The organism is Microcoleus sp. FACHB-68, from assembly GCF_014695715.1.
Classification (GTDB): domain Bacteria; phylum Cyanobacteriota; class Cyanobacteriia; order Cyanobacteriales; family Oscillatoriaceae; genus FACHB-68.
Genome location: NZ_JACJOT010000008.1, coordinates 1,002,421 through 1,022,352 on the forward strand (window position 1 = coordinate 1,002,421; position 19,932 = coordinate 1,022,352).

Annotated in this window: 7 protein-coding genes; 5 read left to right on the forward strand and 2 right to left on the reverse strand. The window is 43.3% G+C overall.

Translation table 11 applies throughout. The features are described from left to right. Positions 1 to 240: 240 nt before the first annotated feature. From H6F73_RS13075 to H6F73_RS13095, 5 genes are all read left to right on the forward strand, one after another. Positions 241 to 6,357 carry a hybrid sensor histidine kinase/response regulator gene (locus H6F73_RS13075; RefSeq protein WP_190759154.1) on the forward strand — a complete coding sequence of 2,039 codons (6,117 nt, stop codon included), beginning with the start codon at positions 241 to 243 and terminating at the stop codon, positions 6,355 to 6,357. 661 nt (positions 6,358 to 7,018) lie between these two features. Beyond that, positions 7,019 to 12,991 (forward strand): hybrid sensor histidine kinase/response regulator, encoded by a 5,973-nt coding sequence (locus tag H6F73_RS13080; protein WP_190759155.1) that lies wholly within the window; start codon positions 7,019 to 7,021, stop codon positions 12,989 to 12,991. Next, positions 12,988 to 14,532: a response regulator gene (locus H6F73_RS13085; protein WP_190759156.1), complete on the forward strand. Its 1,545-nt coding sequence runs from the start codon at positions 12,988 to 12,990 to the stop codon at positions 14,530 to 14,532. The genes H6F73_RS13080 and H6F73_RS13085 overlap by 4 nt, the downstream gene beginning before the upstream one ends. Positions 14,533 to 14,647: 115 nt before the next feature. Continuing rightward, positions 14,648 to 16,552, forward strand: coding sequence for an excinuclease ABC subunit UvrC (gene uvrC, locus H6F73_RS13090; protein WP_190759157.1), 1,905 nt, complete (start codon positions 14,648 to 14,650; stop codon positions 16,550 to 16,552). A gap of 275 nt (positions 16,553 to 16,827) precedes the next feature. After that, the gene (locus H6F73_RS13095) at positions 16,828 to 17,709 is read left to right on the forward strand and encodes an acyltransferase family protein (protein ID WP_190759158.1); all 882 of its coding nucleotides are present in this window, start codon (positions 16,828 to 16,830) and stop codon (positions 17,707 to 17,709) included. Between the two features lie 199 nt (positions 17,710 to 17,908). Here H6F73_RS13095 and H6F73_RS13100 read toward each other — a convergent pair whose 3' ends face one another. Beyond that, on the reverse strand, positions 17,909 to 18,661 hold the full coding sequence (locus tag H6F73_RS13100; RefSeq protein WP_199330516.1) for a sucrose-phosphate phosphatase: 753 nt from the start codon (positions 18,659 to 18,661) through the stop codon (positions 17,909 to 17,911). A gap of 98 nt (positions 18,662 to 18,759) precedes the next feature. Then, positions 18,760 to 19,491 (reverse strand): tetratricopeptide repeat protein, encoded by a 732-nt coding sequence (locus tag H6F73_RS13105; protein ID WP_190759159.1) that lies wholly within the window; start codon positions 19,489 to 19,491, stop codon positions 18,760 to 18,762. Between the last annotated feature and the right edge of the window lie 441 nt (positions 19,492 to 19,932).

The window sequence follows — 19,932 nt, forward strand, 5'->3', positions numbered from 1 at the left end:
AATAAAATGATTTTTATCTTCTATAATTTTTAATTTATCTTAGAATATAAAATTTTCGTCTACTTTGAGCAACTATAAATATTACAGCTAATTCCACGGATCTGATTAGGCTTTACAATCTATAGGAGGGAATTCGCACTTACATTCAGGCTAATGTCTAAACTGAAGCCTTGAGCCTTCGTATTTGCACGTGCCTTCAGGAAATTAGCGCCTCAATTCATAAAACTGTCCTTAATTAAAATGAGCATAACTCTCGCCGGATACATACTAAACAAAACTATCTATGAAAGCTATAAAACTGTTATTTATAGCGGGGTCAAAGAAGCAGAAAACACTTCAGTAATTGTTAAAACTCTCAAAAATGAATATCCAACTATCGAAGAAATTACTCGCTTAAGGCATGAATATAACATTCTAAAAAATTTGCAAATTGAGGGAATCGTTAAAGCATTAGAATTACAGAATTATCAAAATGGATTGGCCTTGATTTTTGAGCATTTTGTGGCACAGTCTTTAAATGATTTCTTGGCGGAGCAAAAAAAGCTTAAAGTTATCGATTTTTTAAACATTGCTTGTCAGTTAAGTAAAATTCTGGGAAACTTCCATAAGAATCATATTATTCATAAGGATATTAAGCCTCATAATATTCTGATTAGTTCAGAAACAGCAGAAGTTAGAATCATTGATTTTAGTATTGCTTCTCGTCTGGAAAGAGAAAACCAAACGATTAGTAACCCGAACTTGTTAGAAGGCACTCTCGCCTATATGTCACCAGAGCAAACCGGCAGAATGAATCGGTCATTAGACTATCGGACTGATTTTTATTCGTTGGGTGTCACCTTTTATAAAATGCTGACGGGTGAATTGCCTTTTTCGGCAACTGAGCCTTTGGAATTCGTTCACTGCCACATTGCCAAAGTGCCGGTGCCGCCTCATCATTTAAATCCAGAAATTCCAGAGGCCATTTCATCGATTGTGATGAAGTTATTAGCAAAAATGGCTGAAGATCGGTATCAAAGTGCAGAAGGTCTAAAATTTGACCTAGAAACTTGTTTGATGAAGCTGCAAACAACCGGCACAATTTCTGATTTCATCGCCGGCAGTGCGGATAAAGCCGGCCAATTGCTAATTCCCCAAAAGCTCTATGGAAGAGAAGCAGAAGTTTCCAGACTTTTGGAAACATTTGATCGGGTAGCCGGTGGCACAACTGAATTAATGCTCGTTTCCGGTTATTCCGGCATTGGCAAAACAGTTTTAGTCAATGAAGTTCACAAACCCATCGTGCGGCAACGGGGTTATTTTATTGCCGGCAAATTTGACCAATTTAAACGAAATATTCCTTATGCTTCCCTAATTCAAGCCTTCCAGTCTTTAATTCAGCAACTCTTAACTGAAAGTGAAGCACAAATCCAAACTTGGAAAGAAAAACTCTTATCAGCTTTAGGAGTGAACGGGCAAGTCATCATTGATGTGATACCGGAAATAGAATTAATTGTTGGCAAACAGCCGCAGGTGCCAGAATTGGGGGCAACAGAATTCCAAAACCGTTTCAGTCGGGTGTTTAAACAATTTATTAGCGTATTTACAACCCAAGAACACCCCCTCGTTGTCTTTTTAGATGACTTACAATGGGCGGATTCAGCTTCATTAAAATTGATTGAATTGCTGATTACTGATACAGATAGCAAGTATTTATTATTGATGGGTGCTTATCGAGATAACGAAGTTTATCCAACGCATCCAACGATTCTAACGATTGAGAAGATTCAAGCTGCCGGTGCGACGGTTAATAATATTGTACTAGAACCCTTACAACGGATTCATGTCGAAGAATTAATTGCCGAGACTTTAAATGAATCTGTTCGCTCAAAGGCGCTATCTGAGCTACTTTTTAACAAAACTCAGGGCAATCCTTTCTTTTTAAGTCAACTACTGAAAACGCTTTATCAGGAAGATTTGCTAGTCTATGACTTATATTCTGGGACTTGGCAGTGGAATCTTGAGCAAATTCAAGCCATTGGCATCACCGATTATAACGTTGTCGAACTGATTGCCCGAAATATTCGCAAACTGCCAGAAGATACGCAGAAAGTTTTAAAACTAGCAGCTTGTATTGGTAACACCTTTAACTTAGAAGTCTTGAGCGTTGTGAATGAGACCTCTTCCTTAGTCACGGCGGCTCAATTGTGGCCGGCACTTCAGGCCGGTTTGATTTTGCCCTTGGGGAATGAATACAAAATTCCGCTAGTATTAACTCAGGAAGAATTTGGTGGGATTGCTTTAACTGATGTCAGAGTTGACTACAAGTTTTTACACGACCGAGTGCAGCAGGCGTGTTATTCTCTAATTCCCGATAAAGAGAAAAAGCAAACTCACTTAAAAATTGGTCAATTACTACTGCACTCGACAACGCCTGAAGACCGAAAAGAGAATATTTTTGCTTTAGTTAATCAACTGAATTACGGGACTGATTTACTCACTTCTGAATCAGAAAAATATGAGCTGGCGGCACTCAATCTCATAGCCGGCCAGAAAGCTAAAGCAGCGACAGCTCATGAGTCTGCCGTCAAATATTTGCAAGTAAGTTTAGGACTGTTAGCAGAAAATAGCTGGAGCAGCCAGTATGAACTAACATTAGCGCTGCATCAAGAAGCAGCAGAAGCGGCATATCTGAATGGCGATTTTGAGGGAATGCAAAGATTGACTAATGTAGTGTTGCAACAATCTACATCCCTCCTGGACAAAGTGAAGGTGTACGAAGTCCAGATGCAAGCTTATATGGCGCAGGAAAAATTACAAGAAGCGCTGAATACGGGGCTGCAAGTCTTAAAGCAGTTGGGGGTAGAGTTTCCTGCTGAGCCAAACCCATCTGATATTGGGCAGGCGCTGGGGGAAACTGCGGCAATTTTGAGCGGAACGCAAATTGAGGACTTAATCAATCTTCCTGAGATGAGCGATCCTCATCAATTAGCAGCTATTAGAATTCTGTCAAGTATATTTTCTCCTTGCTATTCTGGGAGGCCCTCAATGGTGCCTTTAACAGTGTGTAAACAGGTCGATTTATCCGTTCAATATGGCAATGCTTCTGTATCTCCCTTTGGATATGCCGTATATAGTCTTCTTCTTTGTGGGGTCGTAGGAGATATTGAACGGGGCTATGAGTTCGGTCAATTAGCTTTACGTCTCGTGTCAAAGTTAAATGCCAAAGAAATTGAAGCTAAGACGTGTCACTTGGTGTATGCTGCCGTTCAACATTGGAAAGAACACCTCAAGAATACTTTAGAACCTTTCCTGTCCGTTTTCTCTACCGGGCTGGAAACCGGAGATTTAGAATATGCTGGCTATGCCATCATGGTGTGGAGTCATTACTCGTTTTTTGCCGGCAAGCAACTAACGCAACTCGAACAAGACATAGCAACTTATACAGATGCCCTTCATAAAATCGGCCAAGAAACAGCACTTAATAATACAAAAATTTGTTGGCAAGCCGTCTTAAATATGATGGGAAGGAACCAAAACCCATCCCAGTTAAAGGGAGAAGCCTACGACGAAGAGAAAATGCTGCCGCTACATCAGCAAACTAATAACCAACTTGCACTTCATTACTCATACTTAAACAAACTTGTGCTTTGTTATGTGGTTGAAGATTACCCAGAAGCTTTGAAAAATATCCCTCAAATAGAAAGTTCTTTTGGATCATCTGCAGGGCAGCTAACGGTTGTTATTTTCTATTTTTACGATTCTCTAGTAAGGCTAGCTGTGTGTCCTGAGAGTTCACAGTCTGTTAGCGAAGCGGCGACGAAGTCGCAACAACAGGAGATTCTTGAGCGGGTACACAGTAATCAAGAAAAGATGCAGAAATGGGCGCATCATGCTCCGATGAACTTTCTTCATAAATTTTATCTAGTGGAGGCAGAGAGACATCGAGTTCTTGGTGAAAAGGTCGGGGCAATAGAAATGTACGACAAGGCGATTGCCCTTGCTAAAGAAAACGAGTACATCAACGAAGAAGCACTCGCTCACGAACTGGCTGCCAAATTCTATTTGTCATGGGAGAAAGAAACGATTGCGAAAACCTACATGACGAATGCTTATTACGCCTATATGCGTTGGGGAGCAACCGCTAAAGTTGAACATTTAGAAAAACGTTACCCAGAATTATTAAGTGCTGTCTTGCAGCATAAAAAGAATCAAAAAGCCGGTGAGTCCATAAAACAGACAAGCCAGGGAACGAGCACTTCCACCGGCTCAGCCATTTCAAAAATGCTGGACTTAGGAGCGGTGATGAAAGCATCGCAGGCTATTGCTGAGGAAATCGTGCTATGCAATTTGCTCGACAAGTTAATGAAAATTTTAATCGAAAATGCCGGCGCACAAACCGGCTGCTTTATTGTAGAGAAAGCCGGCAAGTTAGTTATTGAAGCGCAAGGAACCGTCGAAAGCGAAGATGTCACGGTACTGCAAGCAATGCCGGTGTCAAGTAACGAGACGCTCCCAACTTCTATCATTAACTATGTAGCCCGAACAGTAGAAAATGTCGTTCTCAACAATGCAAGTGCGGAGGGCACATTTACAAAAGACGCTTATATTATTAAAAACCAGCCTAAATCCGTGTTATGCACGCCGCTTATCCATCAAGGAAAACTCAGTGGCATTCTTTACTTAGAAAATAATTTAACAACAGGAGCATTTACAAAAGAGCGATTGGAAGTGTTAAAACTCTTATCGGTTCAAGCAGCAATTTCCATTGAGAACGCCCGTCTTTATACCGATTTAGAAGCAGCTAATGCAACTTTAGAAGCCGTTAATGCAACCCTGGAAGCTAAAGTTCAGGAGCGAACCCAGGAGTTACAAGAAAAAAATATTTACCTGCAAAAAGCCGAAAGAGCCGCTCAATCTGCCAGCCGTGCGAAAAGCGAGTTTCTCGCAAACATGAGCCATGAACTGCGAACTCCCCTGAATGGAATTTTGGGATATGCTCAAATCCTTAAACGAGACAAAAAATTAAGTGAATCCTATCAGCATTCGGTCAATATTATTTACCAATGTGGGGATCACCTATTAAATGTCATTAATGATATTTTAGACCTTTCCAAAATTGAAGCCCAGAAAATGGAGATCAGCGCCAAAGAGTTTCGGTTTCCAGAATTTCTAGAAGGAATTGTTGAAATTTGCCGGCTGCGGGCAGAACAAAAAGGAATCTCGCTGATTTATGAACCGTTGACTCAACTGCCCACCGGCATTCGGGCGGATGAGAAACGGTTGCGGCAAGTTTTAATTAACTTATTAGGCAACGCTGTTAAGTTTACCGAAGTTGGCGGAATAACCTTTAAAGTAGGCGTCATGCCGGCAGGAGAAGAATTGCCTCATTCCTCAAATTCTAATTCCCAATCTTTACCCGTCAAAATTCGCTTTCAAGTCGAAGACACCGGCGTTGGAATGTCGCCTGAACAGTTAGAAGAGATATTTTTACCCTTCCACCAAGTGGGCGAACACAATCGTAAGGCAGAAGGAACAGGATTGGGATTAGCAATTAGCCGGCAATTAGTCGAGATGATGGGCGGCGAAATTCAAGTTCAAAGTTGTGCGGGAAAAGGCAGCATTTTCTTCTTCGATTTGGATTTACAGAAAGTCTCGAAAATGGAGAATCACTTAAGATTTGATGAGCAAACAATTATTGGGTTTAAAGGAGATAAGCGAAAACTTCTCGTGGTCGATGACAAGTGGGAAAATCGCTCGATTCTGGCTGGCTTGCTTCAGCCTTTAGGATTTGAAATTGCTGAAGCAACAAACGGGCATGAATGTTTGGAGAAAACAATGCAATTTCAACCCGATTTGATTTTGACAGACTTAGTGATGCCGGTGATGGATGGCTTTGAAGCAACCAGGCGCATTCGCAAGTCTCCGGAATTAGCCAAGATCATAGTAATTGCCACTTCAGCCAGCGTTTTTGATTTTGAGCAACAGAAAAGTTGGGATGCCGGCTGTGATGATTTTCTCCTCAAGCCGATACGCTCAGAGGAGCTTTTAGAAAAACTACAACGACACTTAAAGCTGGAATGGGTTTATGAAGAAACCCCAGATGAAAAACCCAAAAAAGCAGAAAATGTGCAGGATTCAGGACTCAACAATGAAGGCTCAATGGTCATTCCGCCGGCAGAAGAAATTGCAATTTTGTGGGACTTAGTGATGATGGGTGACCTCAGAGGCATTCAAGATCAAGCAACCAGACTGAAAGAATTGGATACTCAATACATCCCCTTTGCCACAGAATTGCAGCAGTTAGCAAAAGGTTTTAAGCTAAAAGAAATTCGAGAATTTTTAAACAAAATACAGGGGAATGCAGTGGCAAATTAGCATTAAAAATCCTAAAAAAGACATTAGGTTAATGCTTGCTTGCACTTCCAGTAATTGAGAATTTCTAATAGTGTGATAGATCTTTGCCTGTTATTAATGGCACGTCTAGTAATTTTTCTGTCTCACTTCTTGCACTAGGCGGGAGCAATCTGAGCAGTCTAAAAGAAAGTGAGTGCTTGCATCAAGATACCCGCTCTGCTCGCTGTCCCGGCATCTGGTATTACTGGAAAATCCTAAAGCCGGCTGGTGGGAGCAAGTTCGTATAGTTGCATTTTTTTACATTTATTTAATAAACGTAACTTTAACAGGGTCTAATTTTAATTTTATTGAAGCGGCAAGGTTTTTTGATAAATTCGGGCATTCTGAATAATACACTCACTCGATTGGGCTTTAAAATCCGTCTGCTCCACTTCTAGCTTAGCCGGCGAACCCATCTTATACCCTTTTCCCAGGGGAACTTTAACTCTAGCTTCCTCCTTTGAAACAGCTATAAGGGAAGCTAAATGCTGCGAGACAATTTAGGAGAATTGTCTAGAAACGGTAGCTTGGAAGGGAGAGCAAAGTTACATTCGAGCGAATGGATCAACTAAACTCTCCGGACTCTGTCTTTTTTCCCACCTTAGAGAAATCTATTAAACTTACCAAACTTTACTTAACTAAAATGACTATTACACTACCTGGCTACCGACTAAATCAAACCCTTCATACAGGATTTAAAACAGTTATTTATAGCGGGACAAGAGAGATAGCGAACACATCAGTGATTGTTAAAACCCTTAAAGCTGAGTATCCCACCATAGACGAGATTACCCGCTTAAGACATGAATATAAAATTTTGGAGAATCTGGAAATTGAAGGAGTCGTAAAATCTATCGCCTTAGAAAACTCTCAAAATGGTTTAGCGCTGATCTTAGAACATTTTGCCGGCCAGTCTCTCAAAGATTATTTAACAGATCAAAACCACCTGAAACTTAACGATTTTTTTATGGTGGCAATTCAATTAGTGCAAATTTTAGGAGACTTGCATAAAAATAAAATTATTCATAAAGATATCAAGCCCCACAATATCCTGATTAACCCCCAAACATTTCAGGTTAAAATCATCGACTTTAGCATCGCTTCTCGCTTAGAAAGAGAAAACCAAACCCTCAGCAATCCCAACTTGTTAGAAGGCACTCTCGCCTATATGTCGCCGGAGCAAACCGGCAGAATGAATCGGTCAATAGACTATCGCACTGATTTTTACTCCTTGGGTGTCACCTTTTATGAAATGCTGACAGGTCAACTGCCTTTTTCTGCAACTGACCCTTTAGAATTTGTTCACTGCCATATTGCGAAAATGCCGGTGCCGCCTCAGCAGCTAAATTCAGAAATTCCAGAGGCAATTTCCTCAATGGTGATGAAGTTATTAGCCAAAATGGCTGAAGATCGGTATCAAAGTGCAGAAGGGTTAAAATTTGACCTAGAAACTTGTTTGATGAAACTACAAACAACTGGCAGGATTTCTGGTTTTATTCCGGGCAGTGCAGATCGAGCCGGTTTATTGAATATTCCGCAAAAACTTTACGGGCGTGAAGCGGAAGTTTCGAGACTTTTGGAAACCTTTGATCGGGTAGCCGGGGGCGCAACCGAGCTAATGCTTGTTTCCGGTTATTCCGGGATTGGCAAAACCGTTTTAGTCAATGAAGTTCATAAACCCATTGTGCGGCAGCGGGGATATTTTATTGCCGGCAAATTTGACCAATTCAAGCGAAATATCCCTTTTGCCTCTCTGATTCAAGCTTTCCAATCCTTAATTCTGCAATTACTCACTGAAAGCGAAGCAGAAATTCACCTTTGGAAAGAAAAACTCTTATTTGCTTTAGGGATTAACGGGCAAGTCATTATCGATGTCATCCCCGAAATCGAACTTATAACCGGCAAACAACCTCCTGTCCCTGAATTAGGGGCAACTGAATCGCAAAACCGTTTCAGCCGCGTCTTTAAACAATTTATTGGCGTATTTACAACCCAAGAACATCCCCTCGTTGTCTTCTTAGACGACTTGCAGTGGGCCGATTCAGCATCCCTGAAATTAATTGAATTGCTGATGACGGATAGCGATAGCAAGTATTTATTGCTCATTGGCGCGTATCGAGATAACGAAGTTTTTCCAACCCATCCTACAATTCAAACGATTGAGAAGATCCAAGCTGCCGGTGCAACCGTCAATAATATTGTGCTTGGCCCATTAGAACTTGTTCATGTCGGACAATTAATTTCCGATACTTTAAATGAGTCTGTTCAGTCAAAGCAGCTAGCCGAACTGCTTTTTAACAAAACACAAGGAAATCCATTTTTCTTAACACAAATACTCAAAACGCTGGCTCAAGAAGACCTGTTAACTTATGACTTGTATTCGGGTGCTTGGCAGTGGAATCTTGAGCAAATTCAATCCATTGGTATCACCGATTATAACGTTGTTGATTTAATTGCTCGAAATATTCGGAAACTATCAGAAGATACACAGAAAGTCTTAAAACTGGCCTCATGTATTGGCAACACGTTTAACTTAGAAGTTTTGAGTGTTGTCCGACAAGAATCTTCCTTAGCCACAGCCGCACAATTGTGGCCGGCACTTCAGGCCGGTTTGATTTTACCGTTAAGCAATGACTACAAAATTCCCCTCGTATTTAGCCAGGAAGAATCAAGCGGAATTACTTTAACGGATGTCAAGGTAGACTACAAATTTTTACATGATCGAGTGCAACAAGCGGCTTATTCTTTGATTCCCGATGAAGAGAAGAAAGCAACACACCTAAGAATTGGTCAATTACTCCTACAAAATACCACCCCAGAAGACCGCAAAGAAAATATTTTTGCTTTAGTTAATCAACTGAATTACGGGACGGATTTGCTTGTATCTGAGTCAGAAAAATATGAATTGGCTGAGCTAAATTTGATTGCCGGTCAAAAAGCTAAAGCAGCAACCGCTCATGAGTCCGCTGTCAAATATTTGAATGTGGGGTTAGGACTTCTTGCCTCAGATAGCTGGCAGCATCAATATGATCTAACGTTCACCCTTTACTTGGAAACCGCAGAAGCCGAATACTTGATTGGTAATTTTGAGCAATTGAATCAGCTTTCTGAGGTTCTTCTCAAATCTGCAAAAACACTCCTCGAAAAAGTCAAAGTATACGAGCTAAAAATTCAGTTTGATATCGCTCAAAGTCAGTTGCAATCAGCGATAGATACCAGCGTTAGCGTTCTGGAAATGTTTGGGGTTCGCCTGGAGCAAGAACCGCCTCAAAATTTGATTATTGATCATTTAGCTGATCTGCCGGCAATGACAGATCTCGACAAACTCGCCTCCATGCGAATATTAAAGACGAGCGTGACAGCGGCTTATCTCGGAAATGCGGCGATGCTGCCACCGATTCTTTTTACAATGATCTCTTTGTCTATCCGATATGGAAATTCACCCGAATCCGCCTACGCTTATGTTTGGTATGGCTGTCTCTTGTCTGGGGCAATGGGAGAGATAGAGTCGGGCTATCAATTTGGTAAACTCGCTGTTCCTTTGTTGAAAAAACTTGACTGCAACACCCTAAAATCTAAGATTATTTGTATACTGTATGCCCTGATTAATCACTGGAAAAATCATCTTAGTGAAAATCTAGAACCGTTGCTCGAAGGGACTCAAAGCGGTTTAGAAGTTGGAGATTTAGAATTTGCTTGCCATGATGCTGCGAATTATTGCAATTTCGCATTTTTCAAAGGTGAACAACTGCAAAAAATGGAAGTTGAACATGAAAAATACCTTGCTTTAACCATCAAATGCAAGCAAGATTATGATATTAACTTTCTCAAAGTTTATGGTCAATTGATTAAAAATCTTCTCGGCAAAGCCCCGGATAAATTGCGTTTGGCCGGCAATGTTTTTAATGAAGAAGAAATGCTTCCTATCATTAAAGAAGGTAACAATGGAACTTTGCGGCTGCTATATTATGTTGCTCAAACCATTCTCCTGTATTCATTTAAAGATTACAAGGGAACAGTAGCCAGCGCAACTTTAGCAGCCCAAAATGCCCATTTCGGGGTGGGAACCATTCATAATATCTTTTACAACTTCTACCACTCTCTTGCTCTCCTCGCATTGTATCCAGCAGCCGAAGCAGACGACAAAGAAGAATACCTTACTCAGGTGGTAGCCAATCAAGAAAAAATGAAGACATGGGCATTTCATGCGCCGTCAAATTTCCAGCATAAGTATGACTTGGTAGAAGCGGAAAAGGCGCGGATTTTGGGACGGCGGGAAGAAGCAATCGATTATTACGAACGGGCAATTCAAGCCGCCAAAGCGCAGAAATATATCCAAGAAGAAGCATTAGCCAATGAACTGGCAGCAGAGTTTCAGCTATCTCTAGGTAGAGAGAAGATTGCTAAAACCTACATGACCGATGCTTACTATGGCTATATCCGCTGGGGTGCGAAGGCTAAAGTCGAAGATTTGGAGGCCCGATACCCGCAATTAATTATGCGCTCAACCGGCACAGAAATGCCCCTTGATCATACGGCAACGATTACCTCTTTAACCACCACCGGCAGCCAAACCGAGTTGCTAGATTTAGCAACGTTGATGAAAGCGTCGCAAGCGATTGCCGGGGAAATTGTTTTATCTAGCTTGCTTGACAAGTTAATGAAAATCTTGATAGAAAATGCCGGCGCACAAACCGGCTCACTCATCTTGCTGAAAAACGGACAACTTTTCCTAGGGGCAGAGGGGACTAAAGATGAGGTGCGAGTGCTGGAATCGGTGCCGGTTTCAACGAGCCAGCAGTTACCGATGTCGGTGCTTAATTATGTTGCCAGAACTCAGAAAGAACTTGTATTAAACGATGCAAGAAGCGAGGAAATCTTTAACACCGACCCTTACATCACCCAACATCAGCCAAAATCAGTTCTCTGCACGCCTATCCTCTATCAAGGTCAACTCACCGCCATCTTTTACTTGGAAAACAATTTAACTTCAGGTGCTTTTACCCCCAGGCGATTGGAAGTCTTGCGGATATTATCAGGACAAGCTGCAGTTGCATTGGAAAACGCCCAACTCTATCACACCCTAGAAGCCAAAGTAGAACAACGAACCCAAGAGTTAAAAGAAAAAAATATCCACTTACAAAAAGCTGAAGAAATAGCTAAATCAGCGAGCCGCGCCAAGAGCGAATTCCTAGCAAATATGAGCCATGAACTACGAACTCCCCTCAATGGAATTTTGGGTTACGCTCAAATCCTTAAACGAGACAGGAATTTAAGCAACTCGCACAAAGATTCCGTCAATATTATTTATCAATGCGGCGATCACCTGTTAAATGTGATTAACGACATTTTAGACCTTTCTAAAATCGAAGCGCGGAAAATGGAAATCCACGCTAATGAATTTCGGTTTCCTGAATTTTTAGAAGGAATTACCGAAATCTGCCATATTCGTGCCGAACAAAAAGGAATCTCGCTGAGTTACGAACCCCTCACTCAACTTCCCGCCGGCATCCGGGCTGATGAGAAACGATTGCGACAAGTTTTAATTAACTTACTGGGCAATGCTGTTAAGTTTACCGAAGCCGGTGGTGTTGTCTTCAAAGTTGGGGTGCCGGCAGGCGATGAATCTAGCAATTCCCCAATTGATAATCCCGAATCTCCAACTGTGAAAGTTCGCTTCCAAGTGGAAGACACCGGCGTTGGCATGACTGCTGAACAATTAGCCGAGATATTTGTGCCCTTTCATCAGGTGGGTGAACACAATCGTAAGGCAGAAGGAACGGGATTAGGACTCGCCATTAGTCGGCAATTAGTGGAAATGATGGGCGGCGAAATTAAGGTGAAAAGTACCGCCGGAAAAGGCAGCACTTTCTTTTTCGAGCTAGATTTACTGACACTGCCAGAATTGACGAATCGCTTTAAATTAGACGAGCGAACAATTATTGGTTTCAAAGGCACGAATCGAAGAATTCTGGTAGTGGATGACAAGCAGGAAAATCGCTCAATTTTAGTTGGGTTGCTTCAGCCTCTAGGATTTGAAATTGCTGAAGCAGCAAATGGTCAAGAATGTTTGGAAAAAACAGCCCAATTTGAACCCAATTTAATTTTGACAGACTTGGTGATGCCGGTGATGGACGGCTTTGAAGCAACCAGACGCATTCGCAAGTCTGCCGAATTTGCCGGGGTTGTGGTTATTGCCTCTTCAGCCAGCGTTTTTGATTTTGAACAACAGAAAAGTTGGGATGCCGGCTGCGATGACTTTCTCCCTAAGCCGGTGAGAACCGAGGAACTTTTAGAAAAACTACGAATTCACTTGAAGCTGGAATGGGTTTACGAAGAAACCCCCAATGGCAAACCTAAAAAACCCGAAAAACCTCAAGATTTAGGATTTAAAAATAACGACTCAATTGTCGCTCCGCCGGCAGAAGAAATCGCGGTTTTCTGGGACTTGGCGATGATGGGTGACCTCAAGGGCATTCAGGAGGAAGCAACCCAACTTGAAGAGTTGGATACTCAATACATCCCGTTTGCCACAGAACTGAAGCAATTCGCGAAAGGCTTCCAAGTTAAACAAATTCGTGAATTTTTAAATAAATACAGAGGGATCGATAAATGAATGTTAAAAACACTGAGAAAGGCATTATTTTAATCGTCGATGACACTCCCACTAACTTAGGAGTTTTGTTTGAGTTCTTAAGTGATTCCGGCTTCAAAGTCTTTGTAGCACAGGATGGTGAAGATGCACTTGAGCAGGTGGAATATGCACCCCCCGATCTGATTTTGCTGGATGTGTTGATGCCAGGAATTGATGGGTTTGAAACGTGCCGCCGGCTGAAAGCGAATGAATCATTCAAAGATATTCCCGTAATTTTTATGACGGCGCTTTCTGACTCTGTCGATAAAGTGAGAGGCTTAACTATTGGGGCAGTTGATTACATCACTAAGCCACTTCAGCATGAAGAAGTTTTAGCTCGTGTCAACATCCACATGAGTCTTCACAACTTAACTAAAAAACTCCAAGAACAAAATTTGCGATTGCAGCATGAGATAAAAGAGCGAACCGTCGCACAAATGGCTCTCTTAGAACTGACAGCAGATTTAGAAAACCGGGTTGAGGAAAGAACTGCTGAACTTTCTCAATCTAATCAGCGTCTGAGGCAATCCAACGATATGCTGAAACAGGAAATCGAAGAGCGCCTGAGCGCGGAGATGGCATTGCAGCAATCAGAAGCACAACTGCGAACTCAAACTAAATGGTTAGAACAAGCATTTGCAGAATTGAAACAAACTCAAAGCAAATTGATTCAAGGTGAAAAAATGTCTTCTTTGGGTCAGTTGGTTGCCGGGGTGGCTCATGAAATTAACAATCCCGTTAACTTTATTTATGGAAATCTTTCTTACGCTCATAGCTACACTCAAAACTTAATAAGAATATTGAATCTTTACAAATCAAAGTTTCCGAATCCAGGCCCAGAAATTGAAGAAGAAATTGAAACAAGCGATCTAGAATTTTTAGTAGAAGATTTGCCTAAACTGCTGGGTTCTATGAAAGTCGGGGCAGATCGCATCCGCGAAATTATCCAATCGCTGCGGATCTTTTCGCGGCTCGATGAAGCGCAGATGAAGTCAGTCAATATTCATGAGGGCATTGATAGTACGCTGCTGATTCTGCAAAACCGGCTCAAAGCTAGAGCAGACCGGCCCGCGATTGAAGTGATCAAAGAATATGGCGATTTGCCTCAAGTCGAGTGCTATGCCGGCTCTCTGAATCAGGTATTTATGAACCTCTTAGCCAATGCAATTGATGCCTTAGAAGATTACAACCGGCAGCGATCAAGCGCTGACATCAAAGCTTTTCCCAATAAGATTTGGATTCGCACTGAAGCGAGTGACAATGACAAAGTGATGATCCGAATTACAGACAATGGCCCTGGCATCAGTGAGGATGTTAAAACTCACCTATTTGAGCCATTTTTTACGACGAAACCGATTGGTAAAGGCACCGGCATTGGTTTATCAATTAGCCAGCAAATTGTCGAGGAAAAACACAACGGTCTTTTGACGTGCATTTCAAATTCTGATAGAGGAGCAGAGTTTATTATTGAACTTCCCATTCGGCAACAATATCAACAACAAAGCCGCCTTCAATCTGCCTAAAGTCATGGCAAAGTTATAAAGCGCAGGACATACGGAAATCTGGTCGGGAATTCCTCCCTCCTGTTGGCGGCGGTTTTTCTATGATGGTGTTAGACATTGAGCGAACCTGCCTGTCATGCCATCCACCAAAACGCTGCCGCTTGTTAAAGATCCAGACCGCTTGGAAAGCCGGCTCAAGGAGATTCCGGGGGAACCAGGGGTCTATTTAATGCGAGATTCGAGTGATCGCATCCTCTACATCGGTAAATCCAAGAAATTGCGCTCTCGCGTCCGTTCCTATTTTCGTGACCGGCAGAACCTCAGCGAACGCATCGCTATGATGGTGCAGCAGGTGGCGGAAATTGAATTTATTGTCACAGATACAGAAGCTGAAGCTTTAGCACTAGAAGCAAATCTTGTCAAGCAACATTTGCCTTATTTTAATGTGTTGCTCAAAGATGACAAGAAATACCCTTATTTGTGCATTACTTGGTCAGAAGATTACCCCCGCATTTTCATCACCCGCAAGCGCAGAGCCAGTCAAGCAAAAGACCGTTACTATGGGCCTTATGTGGATGTGCGCCTGTTGCGGAACACCCTGCATATCGTTAAGCGAATTTTCCCGCTGCGGCAGCGACCTCAACCGCTGTTTAAAGACCGGCCTTGTTTAAACTACGATTTGGGACGCTGTCCGGGTGTCTGTCAGATGCTCATTTCCCCAGAAGACTATCGCAAAATCGTGCAGAAAGTCGCGATGGTGTTCCAAGGAAGAACGCAAGAACTTGCAGACATTTTGAAAGCGCAGATGGAACAAGCCGCAGAACAGCTTAACTTTGAGCAGGCGGCGCGAATTCGCGATCAGATTGGGGGTTTAAGAGCGCTCAATGCCGATCAAAAGGTTTCTTTGCCGGATGATACCGTGTCGCGGGATGCGATTGCTCTAGCCTCTGACGCGCAACACGCCTGCGTTCAGCTATTCCAAATTCGTGCCGGCCAGTTAGTAGGACGCTTGGGATTTGTCGCCGAAGTTCCCACTCCCCCAGTTCCCCTCTCTGCTTCTCCTCAAATCGAATCGGGAGCGATTTTACAGCGAGTGTTAGAGGAACATTATCAAACTGTAGAGCCGGTGGAAATTCCATCTGAGATTTTGGTGCAGCATGAGTTGCCAGAAGCGGAAATGCTAGCCGATTGGTTAAGCGAACGCAAGGGTCGAAAAGTCACCATTCTTGCCCCGCAGCGGCAACTGAAGGCAGAATTGATTGAGATGGTGGAGCGGAACGCTCAGCATGAATTGGCGAGGATGCAAAAGCTGGGTGATCGCAATTCCCAAGCCATGCAAGATTTAGCTGACATTGTCGATTTGGCAGATTTGCCGCACCGCATTGAAGGTTACGATATTTCTCACATCCAAGGCTCAAATGCGGTGGCGTCGCAGGTGGTGTTTATTGATGGGTTGCCGGCAAAACAGCATTATCGGCACTACAAAATCAAGAATCCTGACGTTAAGGCCGGTCATTCCGATGACTTTGCCAGCCTTGCTGAGGTAATCGGGCGTCGCTTTCGCAAGTATGCTGAAGATCCGCAATTGCAACGGGCCGGTAATCCCGACTGGCCAGATTTGGTAATGATTGACGGCGGCAAAGGTCAACTATCGTCAGTGGTTGCGGTATTGCAGGAGATGAATTTGCTGGAAGAGTTACGAGTGGTGAGTTTAGCCAAGCAGCGAGAGGAAATTTTCTTACCCGGTGAGTCGCAGCCACTGCAAACAGAGGCAGAACAGCCAGGGGTGCAGTTGTTGCGCCGGCTGCGGGATGAAGCGCACCGCTTTGCCGTCACTTTCCACCGGCAGCAGAGAAGCGATACATTAAAGCGATCTCGCTTAGATGAAATTGCCGGTTTAGGATTTGAGCGGCAAAAGCAACTGCTGGCGCATTTTCGCTCAATTGACTACATTCGTGCAGCCACTCCCGCACAGTTAGCTGAAGCACCTGGAATTGGGCCGCGTTTAGCTCAGCAAATTTACGATTATTTCCATCCGTGAAACGCCAACCAAACGTTATTTAACCGATGAATAATTCCTCGCCAGTCTTTTCCTGCAGCGCGGACTTATTTTCAATTGTTATCGGTTTAGGAAGTTTTTCACTCATCTAGGCAAGTTATCCAGTTTTGCAGCGAATGCTGTCTTTCTTTACTTTGCACTTCAACCCTCCTCGGATACGGCTGGAAGCGAAAAAGCAGTAATTTTTTACTTCATAGCCACGTTCGCATTAATATTCTAAACAGTGCAATTTTGGTGTGTGGAGTCGTTAAAAACCAGTGTTAGATTTTTTTGATGTTACGACAAGTGAGCCGGTAAGCAATAGCCAAAGCTCTCCGCCTCGGTTTGATGGTTGGTCATTAGATGAGCGAGATCCTGAAGTGATTAAGTTTTTCCTGCCGCTGTGGGGATGGCTTTACGATCACTATTTTCAGGTGAAAACTGATGGCTGGCATCATATCCCGGCAGAGGGGAAGATGCTGGTTGTGGGTTCTCACAATGGCGGCATCATTGTGCCCGATATGTTTATGTTTATGTATGACTGGTTTCGCAGATTTGGTACAGAACGTTTAGCTTACGGACTGATGCATCCAACCGTTTGGAAAGTTTCGCCAGAAATTGCCCGATTAGCCGTGAATTGCGGAGCAGTTCTCGCACATCCTAAAATGGCAATTGATGCTCTCCGGCGAGATGCAGCCGTTGTTGTTTATCCAGGCGGTGCTCAAGATACTTTTCGCCCTTACTCTTTGCGCCATAAAATTCATTTTGCGGGACGCAAGGGCTTTATTAAACTTGCATTGCGAGAAGAAGCGCCAATCGTACCGATTATCTCCACCGGCGCTCACGATTCTTTAATTATTTTGGCAGATTTTTATCAGCAAATCCGGCAACTTCATGAATGGGGAATGCCTTGGTTACTAGGCATCGATCCAGTGGTTTTTCCGATCTATTTAGGATTGCCTTGGGGGTTGGGAATTGGCCCTTTGCCACACATTCCGTTACCGTTGCCCATTCACACTCGCGTCTGTGCACCCATTGTATTTGAGCGCTACGGGCGTCAGGCTGCCGGCAACCGTGATTATGTAGATGAGTGTTATGAAAAAGTCCGCAGCAAAATGCAGTTAGAACTCGACTGTTTGGTTCAAGAATCTAATCACTGAGCTACAAAATTAGCGGAGTCATAACTTGCACAATAATCTTAAAAAATTAAGGCTGTAGGGGTAAAGCATTCGGAAAGCAATTTATCAGGAATGCCGGCAATTTTCCTATCCGAATGCTTTGCCATTAAATCCAATGTCGTGACTCACGTACCCGATGAAAAAGGCAGGTTTAATTTAGGCTAAGTTTGCCGGCATGAAATTACAAAAAGCCAAAGTGATTTAAACCTTCTAAAATGCCACCGGCACAGGAAGATTTAGCCAAGTATAAAGCCTCCGATGAGTTAGCATCATGCCACCGGCGCAATTCTGGCTGGGCATTCCCCACAATAATTCCGCGTTCTTCGCCAACAGCAAACAAAGCAATATCATTACCAGAATCCCCGCAAACCACGGTTTGTTTGGCATCAATTCCCAACTGCCGGCGGAGAAATTGCATGGCTAAGCCTTTGTCGCCGTGGCGGGGTAAAATATCGAGGTCTTTGCCGCCACTGTAGATCAGCTTGACATCTAAACCGCGCTCTTTTAACACACTTTTCAACTGAGGCAGCACCTCCACAGCAGCTTCTTCTGTGAGAAAATAACTGACTTTAAACGGGCGTTGCTCAGGTTGTGGCTGAGGCACAAGATCGGAAAAATGGCTAGTGCTAGCAACCACTAAATCCCGATCCCACGCTTGGGAGAGGGCGTTTGCCCAGGCAGGATCGGGCGTATCATCGTTGGAATGGTAGATTTCGGTTCCTACGGATGTGACTAAGGCATCCGGATCGAGGAGCGATTTTTCCGCTTTTAGCTGCCGGTAACTGGTGAGCGATCGCCCGGTAGAATAAACGATTTTAGTTCCGTGCGCTTGCCGGTGTTGACTCAGGTGCCGGTTGAGGACTTCTAGCGCGTCGTCATCCCCGACGAGGGTATTGTCTAAATCGGTTACAAATAGAAACGGTGCCACACTCATAAAAAATCTACTTCTTAGGAATCAACTCAACCTTATATGTTATGGCTCATTGGTTGCCGGCTTCGCACACCAAAATCTAACAACCTAAAATCGCCGCTTTAACCCTCTAAGTTTTTAATATCCGCGATAATTTTGCGGTAGGCTGTCAGGTGCCGGTGTTTCAAAAACAGATTGGCGGCGTGCTGCAAATCTGTGAGGGCTTTTTGCTTAACTCCCAAATCGCAGTAAATGAAACCCCGATTGTAGTAAGCTTTGGCATAGTCAGGATTGACTCGAATCGCTTGGCTGTAGTCTTCAATGGCTGCCAGAGATTTTCCCAGGAGGCGATGAGCCAGCCCCCGGTTGTAGTAGGCTTTGGCATAGTAGGGATTGAGATGCAAAGCCTTGTCGTAATCTTCAATCGCACACTGAGCGTCTCCTGATTCACGGCGGGCATTGCCTCGATTATTGTAGGCTTCTGCAAAGTAGGGATTGAGCCGCAGCACTTCAGTGTAATCTTCGATAGCGCCTTCATTCTCTCCGACTTCACGCTGGGCGTTTCCTCGCTTGAAGAAAGCATCGGCACAGTCAGGAGAAATCTGCAAAACTTCGGTGTAATCTTCAATGGCACCGTGAGGATCTTTCAGTTTGCGGCGGATATTGCCCCGATCAAAGTAGGCGGGAGCAAAATCAGGATGCAACTGCAATTCCTGATTCCAGTCCTCAATTGCTCCTCTGTAATCTCCTTGCTGAGCCTTTTTTACTCCCCGGTAATAGAAAAAGTGACTGTAAATTTCCACAGCGTCATCTGAGCTATGAGGGTTTTTGGCAGTGGATGGCAGGTACATCATTTAATGGGAATGGGTTCCATCTGGGGGCAGCGCACCGGCAGCCCATACTGCCAACACTTTGATAACACTTGGTGGAGGAACGATGTTTTTGCCAAACTGAGATGCTCCCTGAGTTATGGCTGTACTTTAATCAATTTTACGCAGCACTCAGAGCAATCCTGTGAAAATCACGATTTGTTGCCGGTTATCGGGGAATTTACGGAGTTATAAAGGTTCTTCGCTCGTGAGACGCCTGCCGGTGGTGACTCTAGCAATCCTAAATTCTTTGTTAACGCTAATCATCCTGGTTTTTATAAAAAATTGGCCTTCTCACCCTCACAATGTTTACAATGCGGGCTTTTAGATAAATGTAAAAAGTGCTACAGTTACTTGAAGAGACAATCTAGCAGTGTTTCTGCGCTTCGTAGCTTTCTTCAGGGTGGCATCTACTTTCTCTTCAAC